Genomic DNA, 12,992 nt, shown 5'->3' with positions numbered 1-12,992 from the left:
CATGACGCTTCTACTCATTATTTTCATTTTTTTGATTGCGGTGGGCTCTGCCATTGTCCTTTCGATGATTTACACCCAAATCAAGCGAAAGCGCTACATTGAAAGCACACTGGACATTGAGCAAGTCGAACGCCGCTCTGTATTGGCGGAATCGTCAAAAGTCATTGCTTCATTCTTTGCTGCCAGCAGTAAAGAAATTGAAGAAAAGTTCATTGGCGCAGGTTTCTATAACACTGCCATCGCACCCTACTACTTTCTTATCAAATACACGGTTTTTACTGTCGGGGCTGCCATCATCATTTTGACCAGAGACGTTCCTTTTACGGACGCGCTCTTGTCACAAATTATCTGGCTTGCCGCGCTGGCGTTGGTGGTGGTCATTGGCCCTGATTTCTACCTCGAATTACGCCGGCGCGCACTGGCGCTGCGCCTCACAAGGCAGCTTCCGTTTCTGTTGGATTTGATGGCAACCTGTGTGCAAACGGGCATGACCATTGAGTCGACGCTGTTTTATTTAACCGCGGAAATGGCCTCATTTGATCGCCACCTTGCGCATATGCTCAGACGACTCAGCCAACGTGCAAAAACCGTGGGCATTGAGCAGTCACTCAAAGATCTCTATACAAGGGTTCCCTCCCCCGAGATGCACAGCTTCATCATGACGCTGAGCCAAAGCATGCAACACGGTACGTCGGTATACGAAATATTGACGACCCTCGCCAATGATATTCGCAAAATTCAGCTACTCGCCTTAGAGGAAAAAGCGGGAAAGCTGTCATCGAAAATGTCTGTCCCTATGATCATTTTTATCATGATGCCAGTCGTCGTTCTTATCGTCGCACCGGGCGTCATGAGGATGCTGGAAAACATATGAAAAAAATTACATTTTTCGTTTCTGCCTTGCTGCTTTCTGCCTGCTCATCCAATGGCGTTGTTGAAGAGTACGCGGGAGAAAAAGGCGATCAACTGCTGATCCAGACAGGGAATTACTCTGCATTGGTAAACCGTTACCAAAAGCAGGTAAAAGAATCCCCCAGCCCAGAGCTAAGGTTCAAGCTGGCCAATGCCCTCTACCTTTCAGGTGACCCCGAAGCCGCGCAATTTCAACTGGCGCTTATTCCTCAGGATGACCTGAAAAATGCCGAACTGGATATGCTACGTGCGAACGTCGCGTTTGATCTCAACAAGAACAATGTCGCTGAACAGTTTATTAATGCTGCACTGCGAAGAAATGACCGTTATGCAGAAGCCTACAACTTAAAAGGACTGTTGTTGGCGCAGCGTGGCAGTTTGCAAGAAGCCAAGAAGTCTTTTGATGCAGCAAGACAATATGGTTTCGATGACGCCATTGTAAAAAACAACCTCGCTATGGTTGCGATGCTCCAAGGCAATTTCGAACTCGCGGCTGATATCTTACTCCCACTGGTTCGCAACGGCCGTGCTGACAGCACCGTCGAGGCAAACCTTTTACTCGCCTTAGCGAAGTCAGGCAGAACCCGTGAGTTCAGTCAGCTAATGAGCACTCAGGGTAGCAACGCTGCAATGCGCGAAAAGTACATCAGCCTGAATCAAGCAAAAGCGATCAATCAATTTTCGCAATCAAAAATCACGCAGCGCCCCACGACGCTGCCAACTGCTTTGCCCAATTTAGAGAAAGAAAAAGACCTGGCTGAACCAAGCGCCATCATCGCGGCAAGAACGCTTTCACCTAAGCGTGAAATTTTGCCCAAGGAGAAGCCAAAAGACGTTATCCCCGCGCCAAAAACGCCAGCACCTATCGTGGAAAAACCGACGGCATCGGCAGATGAAATGAAGCTTTTGCTAGCTAAAAAACGTCTCAAAGCCGCATTGGAGGCCAAACGACGTGGCGAAGAGATAAAGCCCGTTCCAGTAGCTAAAACCGCTTCAACGCCCAAGAAAAAAGTGAAAAAGAGCCGCTCCCGCTATTTGGTGACGGACATGAACTACGTCGTTCAAGGCACTGATGCACAATACACAGTCACGTCAGATTTCGAGCTTGGGTCTATTCGTACCGAGTACCTGGAAAAGCGTAAAAAGTGGGTATTCGACATCAAAGGGGCGAAAGATTTTACGATCAAACGCAGGCGCTACCTCACCGACGGGCCAGTGAAAAAGATCGTGCTGGGCGAGCATCCCGGATTTGTCAGGGTGGTACTAGAAATGCGTGAAAACACCCCACAAAAGCCAGAGCTTTTGGTTGAAAACAACACCTTAACCATCCGCTGGAAATCTTGACATGAACAGGCGCTATCCCTTCGCCAATCGCAAACACCGTGGCTTGGTCACGCTGGAGTTTATTTTCGGCTTTATGGTGATGTTTACCTGCTTGATGTTTTGGGTTGAGCTTTGTGTGATCGGGTTTCTCTCATCCATGGTGGACTATGCCGTCGCCGAATCATCACGGGTCGCCAGAAGCTCAGCCAATGCCAACTATGCCACCGTTTTTCGCTCTGCCATTGATAACAGCGACGACGTGTGGACCAAGATCATTGACCCCGAAAAATTCGCCGTTTCAGTTGAGTATTTTAGCTCATTCCAGGATGCGGCCACGCCACCTGGTTCTGTTTTCGGCGTCGATAAGCCCATTGCGCTTTATGAAGTGACGTATCACTACGACCCAATTTTCCCTATGTTTTTCAACGAAGACAATTTGACCCTCACCCGTCAGGTGTTCGCTATTCAGGAATATGAACGTGACCAGTTTAGCCAGTAAACAACGCGGCGTTTTCAGTATTGAGCTTTCCATCATATTGATCGGATTCGCTCTCCTTATCGTGTTCACGATGGACGTGGTCACGAAGCAGTCTGTAAAAGGAAAACTGGACCGCCTTTCCTACTCCCTTGTGAGTCTATTGAAAGAACGTACCCAGCTCTTCGACGGCAGTGCCACATTGTCGCGCAATGAGGTAAACGCTGCCCTATCCCTGGCGCAATACTCGCTCAGAAGCACGATGGGAAGTTTCGACGCCAGCCGGCTAGGTCTCATGATCGAGCAGCAACAGTTCAATAGCGAACAAGCTCCCACTCCAGCAATCAATGGACTGCACGTTTTCAGAGCCGGTGAATATGCGTGCGAACCCTCGGAGAGACTCAGCACGAAAACGGATTTATCACCGATCACTAACTTCGGTAATCGTCTGGCGCTTTACCAAGTCACGCTTTGTTATAAAACCAACAATCTCTTTGGGTCACTCGTTGGCAAACAGTGGGAGCTGACCAGCTCAACATCCCTTTCCATCGGACGGTAGCTGCTATGAAAATACCATCAAGCCGCAAAAAGCAACGCGGTGTAGCCAGCATCATCTTCGTGCTGACATTTCCACTTCTATTTAGTGTGTTTGTGCTTGCAGTTGAATCCACGCGATATTTGCAAACCCATGCACGGATTAATGACGCTGTCGAGATGGCATCGTTGGCCGTTGCGGCGAGCGCTTCCCAAACGACCCGTGAAAACCAGCTTCTTGCCAAACGTTTCGTTGAAAGCTTTGTTCCAGATGGCGACATTGACCCGTCTGACATAAGAATTGAGAGAAAAAGCTGCGACGATATCTACCAGGATTTATGCGGTCAGGCGGGAGTTTATGACAGGGATGGCCTGATATTCACCCAATACAAAGTCACTTTAACTTCCGATTTTGATAGCTGGTTTCCTAAAGACGGCTATCACTTAGGTTATGCCGAAACCATGACGCTCGGTGGTGACGCAACGGCGAGAAAATACCAGGGCTTCACCATAGACGTTGCTTTTGTTGCGGACTTTTCCGGCTCGATGGAATGGGTATGGCAAGGGAATCAGTCAGAAGATAACGGAGAGTTTTCTGGCATTACTTCGAAGTACCAAGGTGTGGTGGAAGTCATCAAGCGTGTCACTGAAAGGCTTGAAGATTATAACGCGTCAACCGATCAACAACTTAGCGGACAAGATCTTGCCAATCGCGCGGCTTTTGTTGGCTACAATTTTTACCCACACAAAAATGGGTCTTACTACAGCAATGTAAGTTATCACAACAACACTGGCTCAAAATCGTGGCGTTGGGATTACAACATCCCCCAGATTAACTTCAATGCTACAGCCCGCGATCCACTCGGAACCCCTGTCACCACGATCATCGGGCGCAGCAGTGCAGACTCCTCGTACTTTAATACCTTACCGCTCACTGAGGACTTCCAAACCTTTCGCGCCCAAATCAGTCAGTTTGTTCCAAACTATGGTACCGCCTCATATGAGGGGATCATTGAAGCCGCAAAAATCGTTTCACGCGGAGAAAACGTCAGAAAGCTCATTGTTGTGCTTTCAGATGGCATTGACTCCGCAAACGGTAATAACTCCGGTGACAGACGCTACCCCAACTATGCCGCAACCCAACTCTATGACCGTGGGTTGTGTCAGAACATCATCCAGTCGTTGGAGCAGCAGGTGGTTAATGGCCGCAATGCTGAAGCCCGCATATTCGTGATTGGTTTTGACTACAACCTTGATGACAACCCGGGGCTAAAAACCTGTGCAGGCGAGGAAAACGTTCAGGCTGCACAGTCTTATCAAGACATCTATGACACTGTGCTCGAACTCATTAGTGAAGAAGTCGGACGGCTCTATTTTGGAAGCTGATAAAACCAAACATCCTGCATCTTTAGTTCGTTTGGGTATCAATATTTGGAGACACCATGAAATTATCACCACCAGCATGCGCATTGACGATACTCATGAGCGCCGCTATTTCGTCGGCACACGCAGACACGCTGTCCACCACTGTATTTGAAGACATCTGTGCCGATAAAAACACCGAAGTCGCATTCCGCGTGGATATCGAACCGGGTACTGACGTTTATTTCCATAAATCACAATACATCCAACTCGAAAGACAACGTCTGTCGCCGCCGACTACCCCATTGTTTATCAATGCGCTGGTAAATGTGGGTTTAAGTAAACAATGTGCAGAACTCTTGGTTCGGGAAACACCGAAATTGACGCCAGAGAGCGATACCTTATTGGCGCAGGTTCAGTTTGGTTTCGACAAGTCATCTCTCACGCCCACCGGCAGAAAGATTCTGGCCGGCATCATTGATACCATCAAACGCGCTAACGGCCCGCTCACGTTATCCGGGCACACGGACAGTATAGGAAGCCCAGGTTACAACCTGAAATTGGGATTAAAACGGGCTGACGCGGTAAAAACCTATTTGGCGAAAAGCACGAATGGCGAGATAAAAACCCTCTCCTACGGTGAAACACGCCCTATCGCCCCCAATAACACGCCAGATGGTCGTCAACAAAACAGACGGGTGGAAGTTATCCTGAAGCCAGGCAGCAACACTGCCAAGTGACCCCTGTCCCGAAAAGAAACGTTATCGAGCTTTGATAATACGGCAAGAAAAAACCAGCGGATTCGCTGGTTTTTTGCAATTCACTATATGTTAAAGATGTTAGCGCATCGCGAGCGCTTCACCGGTGACATCCGCAATCGAGATAAACATGTGCTGCGCTTCACCACGCAGGTTTACCATTGGGTTCAGGGTAACGTTTTGGTACATAAAATCGACCTGCCCGGTAATGGGGCGCACATTCCGGCAATGGAACAGATACGGGCGCTGCTTCCATACCACGAAGCTTCGGCACTTGAGTTCAAACACGGGACGGCATTTAGCGCGGAACCAGGGCTCAGGGATTTCTGGGAAAACCTCAAACAATGATTTTCCCTGCACCTTGTTCGGATGCTTGCCGGTGTGGTGCACCATAAAGCCATTCCACATCTGGATGGTGAAATCACGGTCAACCACAATCAGTCCCATGTCGATATTCTGAACCATATCGACCATCCAGTTGAATTGCTCAAATTCTGGCGAGTCAATCATGGTTACTCCTCATCCAACAAATAGGCTAATTTCGCATCCAACAGAGGCAGCGATTCGTCTACGAGCAGCAAGAGCAAATCACATTTGATGTTGGTGTCGCCGATGGCATAACTGACTTCAATCGTCACTGTGCGTTTCCATGTCCCCCGCATACCGTCGACCAACTTGTCTACCGCTAGGTGTTGGCCAATGATCGCCGGATAGCTCTGCGCAAACACCAACCCCGCCTGTTCGCCTAGCCCGGAAAGGAAGGCACTGATCAGGACGTTACTGACATCCACCAGCACTTCCAGTTCATTGTCCACCGAGCCGTCGTCCGGATAATCAAGAATTTGCAGCAACTCTTTCATGGAAGAGTCAGAGATCAGCATCAGGGCTTCCCCTGCGAGCCCTTCGCCGCTAAAGCCCTGACAAATGCCCGACATGTTGTCGTTGTTTGCCAGATGGCGAATGGTCATCGTTAATTCGCTGACTTCAAAGACGTTCACCTGCGGTAACGGCATATGGACAAAGACATCGAAAAAACGGGCCAGGGAGTCAGCAGCACGCCCCATCGCAACATTAACCACTTCGAGGTACATTTCACGGCGGCCAACTCGCATCGTGCTTGCGACAGGCTCCGCTTTAGGTGCTGCCGACGCCGCGTCAGATTTGAACGGTTCAAGTATGTCCTCTAACTGTTTCGGGCTGACCGGTTTTTGCACAAAGGCTTTCGCGCCCAGTTCCATTACCCGTGCCTGTGCCTTAGGCTGAATATCGCCTGAGACCACATAAACCGGGACAGTGAGCCCGTGTTGACGCATCGCCTCCAGTGTTTCATAGCCATCCAACACCGGCATGGTGAGGTCGAGAAACATGACGTCGAATTCGTTGGCTTTCAATTGCTGGATAGCCACTTCGCCATTCTCGGCAAAAGTGACTTCGGCGTTGATAGATTCCGGCAACGAACGCGCCAGCTGCTTACGCGCTAAACCGGAGTCATCGGTGATCAGTACTCGGGTCGTCAAATTATCTACCCCCGAAAGGTCGGCTGAATATTTTTAAAGTCGTCATTTGGTTTTGCAAGGGTGCGATATGATTCGCAAATATTGGAATTGTTTGACCTTACTCTCATAAGCATAGTGTGTCTTTGCGACTTTTCCGCCGAAAGAAACACTTTCGGCGAAATTCGTTAAGCTCAGGAAAGTGAAGTGATTTAAGAGCGTTCGGATTCTTGCTGGGCGTCAAATGCTGAGAGTTCGCGTTTGATTCGGTCAAGATCAGCACTGACGTCATCAAATTCGGTCATCAGGGCATCATTTTTGGACTTAATTTCATCAAAATCATCGCAATCTTGCTGTGATACGCGATTCCAAGAATTGCCTTTCTTGTACTCTTCGCACGCTTTATGGCTAAGTTCCATTTTATGGCTGTCTTTCAAAATGCGCTCGCGAAGATCATTCACTTCTTGGGTTAAGCGGTAGCGCTCTGCATAGAGATAATCTGTGTCTGCCACCCGTTTTTTCAACTTAGCGATGGCTTCAGACTGGGTTTCAACCGTCTTTTCTAGCTCAACCGTGCTGTTTTTCGCCCGGTTTTGTTGCTGTGAAATCGACGCCTTCAACGATTCAATCTCGCCGTTTTTCGCCACAATCTCTTCAGCAAGTTTCTCAGCGTCAGTGCGCTGTTGGTCCAGCTGCGTTGTCAGTGTTTCCAGCGTCAGGTTTGTTGCCTGTAATTTGTCCTTGGCTTCTGCAAGTTCCGCTTCTACTGAGCCCAGTGTTTGTTTCTGGATGTGCTCTTGTGAAGACCAATGGTTGGTTGCCACCAGTCCCCCAAGCACAATGCCGCTCACAAACAGCAGCGCCCCTTTTTTATTTGCGCTTGTCATTGTATTCCCTGCGGTAAAATCCGCTTAACCCTAAAAAAGAAAATACTCAGACAGCGGGTGTCTGAGTATTTGTAATCATAGCGCAATCGTGTGCTGTGTTTTGTTAGTAATAGGAAAAAATCCTTTGCATTCCGACTGTTTGGTCAGGCTTTAGTCAATACCACATCACTTTTCGGCACACAGCAACAGGCCAACACCAAACCCTCTTCTTTTTCGCCCGGGAACAGGGCTGGCATATCCGGTTGATGTACTTCCCCTTCCAGAAGTCGCATCTTGCAGCAACCACAAACGCCGGCGCGACAACTGTAGTCGATGAACACGCCAGACTCTTCAGCCTGAATCAGGATCGGACGTTGGTTGTCACCCCGAACGTACTCTCCTTCAACCGTAATATTCACTTCCATTGGCGGGGCATCAACCCCGGAGACTGGTGGCGAGAAAAACTCCTGGTGACACTGATTTTCCGGCACGCCCAGCAAGGAGAGCAGATTCAGCGCCGAGTCCATAAAGCCTTCAGGCCCACAGACAAACACTTCACGTTGTGCCAGCTTCGGGATCAAGGCCAAATGTTCCTGACTCAACCGTCCTGACATACCCTGCCACGCTTCAGAAGGTTGGCTCAGTAGCGTGTAGATTTGCAGCCCGGCATGTTTTTCTTTCAATGCATTCAGCTCTTCGGCAAATGGAATGTCTTCTTCGCTTCGGCATTGATGGAAGAAAACCACGTCCCCGACGTCATCGTTATCGGACAAGGCACGCAGCATGGAAATCATTGGGGTGATACCACTGCCACCTGAAAGCAATAACAGGGACTGGCGCTTCGCGCTATCTTCACTGAGGTGGAATTGCCCATCCGGTTGCTGCGCTTTAATAACACCGCCTACCGTCATATTGTCGTGCAGCCAATTAGATACGGTGCCGCCTTCCACGCGCTTCACGGTAATTGAAAGCAGTTCCGGGCGGGTTGGCGATGACGACAAGGTATAGCGGCGCTGAACACGTTCACCGTCGATATCAAGCTCAATGGGCAGATGCTGACCTGCCTTGTAGGTAGGTAACGTTCCCTGTTTGCTGGTGAACCAGAAGGTGCTGAAATCACGCGCTACTGGCTCAATGTCGCTGCACTTGAGGTTGAGCTTAGGCGTCGTGTGGTCTTCGTAGCGCTCAGGCTCACGGTAAGCTAACACTTCAATCTCATCATCGGTTGAGATAATGCCTTCGTTGAGCGCAATAAGGTTCATCCCGAAGTTCACATTGCCCTGCCCGTCAGTACGGAACTGGCTCAGGGTCGTGATAGGTTCACCATTGGGACGGAAACGGCCGCTTTCCAAATCCAGCGTGGTGAACACACAGCGGCTGCATGGGCGATCCAGTTTAAACGTAACGCCACCAATACGGATTTTGTCCCAGGTATCTTCCTCAAACGCACCACAACCACGCGCAACGATATTGGTGCGGAACTGATCCATGCTGTGTTTGTCCGGAGAACGCTCATTCAGCGCCTCCAACGACGCTTCAGAGATCAGCAGCAAAGGATAGCCGTCAGCAAAACTCACTTGGGTGTCGGCACTCTGGGAATAGCGTGGCGACGACTCTTCACCGGTAAACAGCAGCTGTTTGTTACCGCCGAGAAGGTGACTGAACCAAGCATTGGCCGTCGACGTTGTGGCGAAACCCAGAAACTCATCTTTCCAGACGCCGGTGGCAGTTTCACTCATGGAAAACTGCGCATACTTCAACACCAGCGGTGACATTGTTGGATGTGTCAGGGTAATGCCATTGGCTTGGAGGGAAACAGAGACTTCGGTCAGTTTTGGCTCAGTGCGGCCAGTGACCATTTTCCCTGTGCTGTCGGTGACCATAAAACGGCGATCGAAGCTCAGGCCGACTTTTTCGACCCAGGCATTTGAAAGAGAAATTCCGCCGGCAGATTTCACCGGAAAGATAGTAATTTGGCTGACTTTGCTTCCCACACTCACTCCCTGTTTATTTTTCTTTATTTAATTAGGCTTCATTGTACCCAAACGCCTTATCAAATCTGCAAGAAACTGTTCACAAAGAGAAATGCGTAACCTAAATTTCGTTCAACTAACAGGCGATGCTTTTGCCGTTGCAGGCAATAATGCGCTCCAGTCGGTATGGGTCACTCACCATGGCGGGGAATTTGAGGTAAAGGTGGTGTAAGCAGGTCAGGCAGAGTGACATACAGGCCGTGGTCTTTTCACGGATCTCTTCGCTGTCCCACCACGCCTCACCGGAAAGGATCATGTCCCAATCCTCAGCCAGCGTTTTGGCAAGTTCAAAAGCTTCCCGGGCATCTTTTGTGATAAGCACACCGACAGCATCCGGCACTTTGTCCGCATTGGCACCGGCGGCGAAAATATTTCGCAGTGCCACAATAGCATCCAGTAACCCGTCGAGGCGTTCCGGCTGGCGCGCTGCACTGAACAGGCGACCAAACGCTAGGCGGATGCCTGTTGAATCTGTGTCTTCCAGCAGCAGGCTCCAGTTTTCCAGATCATCCAAAACCTGATTGGTGACGCAAACCGGCTCGTCAGCTTCGCGCACCGTATCAAGCTGGGCTTTCGCTCCTTCCAGCGAGAAGGGATCGATATGCCACGCCCATTCCGGCGCAACAAACGGCGGCGTTTGGTTCAGGAAGCACATGGCCATACAAAGAGTGATGTTCAATTCGGTGGCGACCTTTTCGTTATCGGCCTCCATCACTTCATCCGGCCAGTCGTCATCGTCGAGCAAATCCCCGACGTTAATCGCATAGGCGTAACCGGACTCCAGCATAAAGCCGCTGTCTTTGCGTTTTGCCATCTGGCTGGGCAATTGCAACACATATTCAGCAATGGCGGGGGTATACCGGCGCAGCATGCCCCATTTGGTATCCAGTTGATCGAAGTCCACCAGCGCGGCGTTTCGAAAGCCCACAAACAGGGGAATATGTGCCACTTCGCCATCTGCCACGCTTCGTGCAATTTCGAGCATTTCCAGTACGGTTTCGACAAAGATTTCCGGTGATATCGGCCCGCGCACGCGCATCAAGTCATAACTATTGATCAACAGCGCCGAAGGCAGCGAAGCCAGTGTGATAACGCCGCGTTTGCCGTTTGAGTCGGCATAGTGGCCGAATGTTTCGCTTGGCGCATTGCCGATAGTTTCAAAAACCCGTTCGAACGACGGATCCTCTGTGAAGCTGCGGTAAAGTGCTTTGTTACCGGGAAGATGAGCAACGGCTGCGGTTAAATATCCCGATGCCCGGTAAAACAGGTGTGATCTTGCACCTGCTTTGATCAGAAACAGCGGGTACAGCTCGGCCGCGACATGGGCAAGGTTTCGTGCCAGCGGATCACTTGCATTTATGTCAGGCATTGCGCCGCCATTGTGGCGACGCCAGACAGTAAACATGTGCTGGCCGTTTTGCAGCACATGGGGAAGACGGTGGAAAAAAGACTGCTCGATATCGCCCTGCGATACCGCAGCAGCACGCATTTGTCTGCACAATTGAATGTAGGAAGCAAGAGTCTCTTTCTGCTTGGGATTGAGTTTGGCCTGATGCAGGAACACCTGACGCGCGACAGGCTCGGACACATTCAGGATGTAGCCGATAACACGGTGCCCCATGGCTTTGACGAAATTTGGGATTGGTTCTTTCAACGACATGACACCCCCAGCGTCAATGACTCCTTGCGTTATCCCCATATCGCAGAGAAGTCGTCCCCCCAAACAGTGCTAAACACCATCTGTATTGATGCCACGTACTCAAAAAGAAAAGCAGCTGTCTAGGGTCTGTTGACCTTTGGTGGTTAAATTTTGTTCTAGCCATAAGCGTTTTAGGCGCGGCGAGGTGTGTGCCGCCTAGTTATTCTAAGCAAATACACCTCAACAAAGCATAAAACGCTTAGGGCAGAACCCTTCGGGCAGCGTTTGTGGGGAATTTCTGCTGTGTTATCGGCTTCTCATGTAGGCTAGCTACACATCGAAGCCTCTGCCTTGCATAAAATCCCCACAAACTGCTGCAAAAATCATCATCAAAGGTCAACAGACCCTAGGTTTGTTTTGTTGTTATGGTTATCGGCAGCGCGTTCCAAAAATATAGCACCTGTCACATTTATTTGAGTATCAGATCGCGTAATGAGGGGATTTTTGCAGCTAGTTTAAGAGGTTATCAGCCGCAATTTTTTTCAGTACCGACCACACTTTTTCTCCTGTCGGATGAAGCCGTGATTGGTATCTATAGGCGTAGTAAGAAACCTGTCGGATAAGACCCCGGTTCCCTACCACACAGAGCCTCCCCTGCGCCAGCTCGTCCCCAACTGCAAAATCAGGCAACCAGGCCACGCCCTGACCAAGTAGCGTCTGTTGCTTGAGCATTTCGACCATAGAGGAAAAGAAAACCGGCGTAAGGTTCACTGACTGACGCAACGTCGCGGTTTGTCGCCCCATGTAGGAAGACGGACTGTAGGCAAGCCAGGGTGTGGGCGTATCTTCGCAAAGCCTAAAGTAAGGCTCCCCTTCACCATCAACGCCTGACACCGGGAGCAAATCCGCATTGCCGACCAAAATATGTTCGAACGGCGGTAGTTTCAGATGTTCATTATCAAAAGCCAGCAGGATATCGCACTCGCCCTGTTGCAGCGCTTCAACGGCTTCATCCACATTCATCGCCTCCACGCTAAGCATCGGGCGGTATTCAGCAGAAAAAGAGTGCTGGATAGCCTGGGTCATATCGAGTGCCAGTGAATGGGCAGAAGCGATACGCACCACACTGCCATCCGTGTAATGAAGTGCCGAGATCTGGCCGATCCCTTCCTCAATCTGGTTAACCAGCGTTCTCGCCGTTACACGGAAAATCCTGCCGCTCGCCGTCAATGCCACCGGTGTTTGGGTACGGTCAATCAACTCCGCACCAACTGATTGTTCCAGCATTCGGATGCGGCGGCTGAATGCGGGTTGAGTGATATTCCGAAGCGCTGCGGCCGTTGAAAAGTTTCGTGTATCGGCCAGTGCAAGAAAATCTTCCAGCCATTTACTTTCAATGTTGAGCATTCAAGCATCCCGCCTTTTCGTATCCTTCCTTCAATCATTGGCATTTTATAGCCAGCGAAAAACCAGAATGACTTATTGATCACACTTATTAGGGATTTTGATAACCATTCGGCATCGGCAAGGTGCAAACAGCATTTATCAGCCTGCGCCTTCACTTCTATAGTGAAAACACTCGAATACGGACAGACAA

The 12,992-nt window shown here is 50.0% G+C and carries 12 protein-coding genes; 6 read left to right on the top strand and 6 right to left on the bottom strand.

Annotated features, from left to right (window positions below; genetic code table 11):
• Position 1: 1 nt before the first annotated feature.
• From KU854_RS01050 to KU854_RS01025, 6 genes are read left to right on the top strand one after another with little or no spacing between them, the layout of a single operon-like run.
• The gene (locus tag KU854_RS01050; RefSeq protein WP_218356641.1) at positions 2-874 is read left to right on the top strand and encodes a type II secretion system F family protein; all 873 of its coding nucleotides are present in this window, start codon (positions 2-4) and stop codon (positions 872-874) included.
• On the top strand, positions 871-2,256 hold the full coding sequence (locus KU854_RS01045; RefSeq protein ID WP_218356640.1) for a tetratricopeptide repeat protein: 1,386 nt from the start codon (positions 871-873) through the stop codon (positions 2,254-2,256). Before KU854_RS01050 ends, KU854_RS01045 begins: the two co-directional genes overlap by 4 nt.
• A 1-nt stretch (position 2,257) precedes the next feature.
• Positions 2,258-2,734 carry a TadE/TadG family type IV pilus assembly protein gene (locus KU854_RS01040; RefSeq protein ID WP_054779754.1) on the top strand — a complete coding sequence of 159 codons (477 nt, stop codon included), beginning with the start codon at positions 2,258-2,260 and terminating at the stop codon, positions 2,732-2,734.
• Positions 2,715-3,269 (top strand): tight adherence pilus pseudopilin TadF, encoded by a 555-nt coding sequence (gene tadF / locus KU854_RS01035; RefSeq protein WP_336245213.1) that lies wholly within the window; start codon positions 2,715-2,717, stop codon positions 3,267-3,269. Before KU854_RS01040 ends, tadF begins: the two co-directional genes overlap by 20 nt.
• A gap of 5 nt (positions 3,270-3,274) precedes the next feature.
• On the top strand, positions 3,275-4,630 hold the full coding sequence (locus KU854_RS01030) for a TadE/TadG family type IV pilus assembly protein (protein ID WP_054779756.1): 1,356 nt from the start codon (positions 3,275-3,277) through the stop codon (positions 4,628-4,630).
• A 56-nt stretch (positions 4,631-4,686) separates the two neighbouring features.
• A complete protein-coding gene (locus KU854_RS01025) occupies positions 4,687-5,346 on the top strand; it encodes an OmpA family protein (RefSeq protein ID WP_218356639.1) in 660 nt (219 codons plus the stop codon).
• Between the two features lie 99 nt (positions 5,347-5,445).
• Here KU854_RS01025 and KU854_RS01020 read toward each other — a convergent pair whose 3' ends face one another.
• From KU854_RS01020 to KU854_RS00995, 6 genes are all read right to left on the bottom strand, one after another.
• Positions 5,446-5,874 (bottom strand): PAS domain-containing protein, encoded by a 429-nt coding sequence (locus KU854_RS01020; protein WP_218356638.1) that lies wholly within the window; start codon positions 5,872-5,874, stop codon positions 5,446-5,448.
• 2 nt (positions 5,875-5,876) lie between these two features.
• Entirely contained in the window at positions 5,877-6,881 is a 1,005-nt protein-coding gene (locus tag KU854_RS01015; protein WP_218356637.1) for a response regulator, read from the bottom strand.
• 188 nt (positions 6,882-7,069) lie between these two features.
• The gene (locus KU854_RS01010) at positions 7,070-7,744 is read right to left on the bottom strand and encodes a hypothetical protein (RefSeq protein ID WP_218356636.1); all 675 of its coding nucleotides are present in this window, start codon (positions 7,742-7,744) and stop codon (positions 7,070-7,072) included.
• Positions 7,745-7,887: 143 nt separating this feature from the next.
• Positions 7,888-9,717, bottom strand: coding sequence for an MOSC N-terminal beta barrel domain-containing protein (locus tag KU854_RS01005; protein WP_218356635.1), 1,830 nt, complete (start codon positions 9,715-9,717; stop codon positions 7,888-7,890).
• Between the two features lie 115 nt (positions 9,718-9,832).
• Complete coding sequence (locus KU854_RS01000; RefSeq protein WP_218356634.1) at positions 9,833-11,416, bottom strand: hypothetical protein; 1,584 nt, start codon at positions 11,414-11,416, stop codon at positions 9,833-9,835.
• 489 nt (positions 11,417-11,905) lie between these two features.
• Positions 11,906-12,802, bottom strand: coding sequence for a LysR family transcriptional regulator (locus KU854_RS00995; protein WP_218356633.1), 897 nt, complete (start codon positions 12,800-12,802; stop codon positions 11,906-11,908).
• Positions 12,803-12,992 lie beyond the last annotated feature (190 nt).

The organism is Enterovibrio paralichthyis, assembly GCF_019209835.1.
GTDB classification, from domain to species: Bacteria; Pseudomonadota; Gammaproteobacteria; order Enterobacterales; family Vibrionaceae; genus Enterovibrio; species Enterovibrio paralichthyis.
This window is presented reverse-complemented; position numbering and strand designations above follow the sequence as displayed.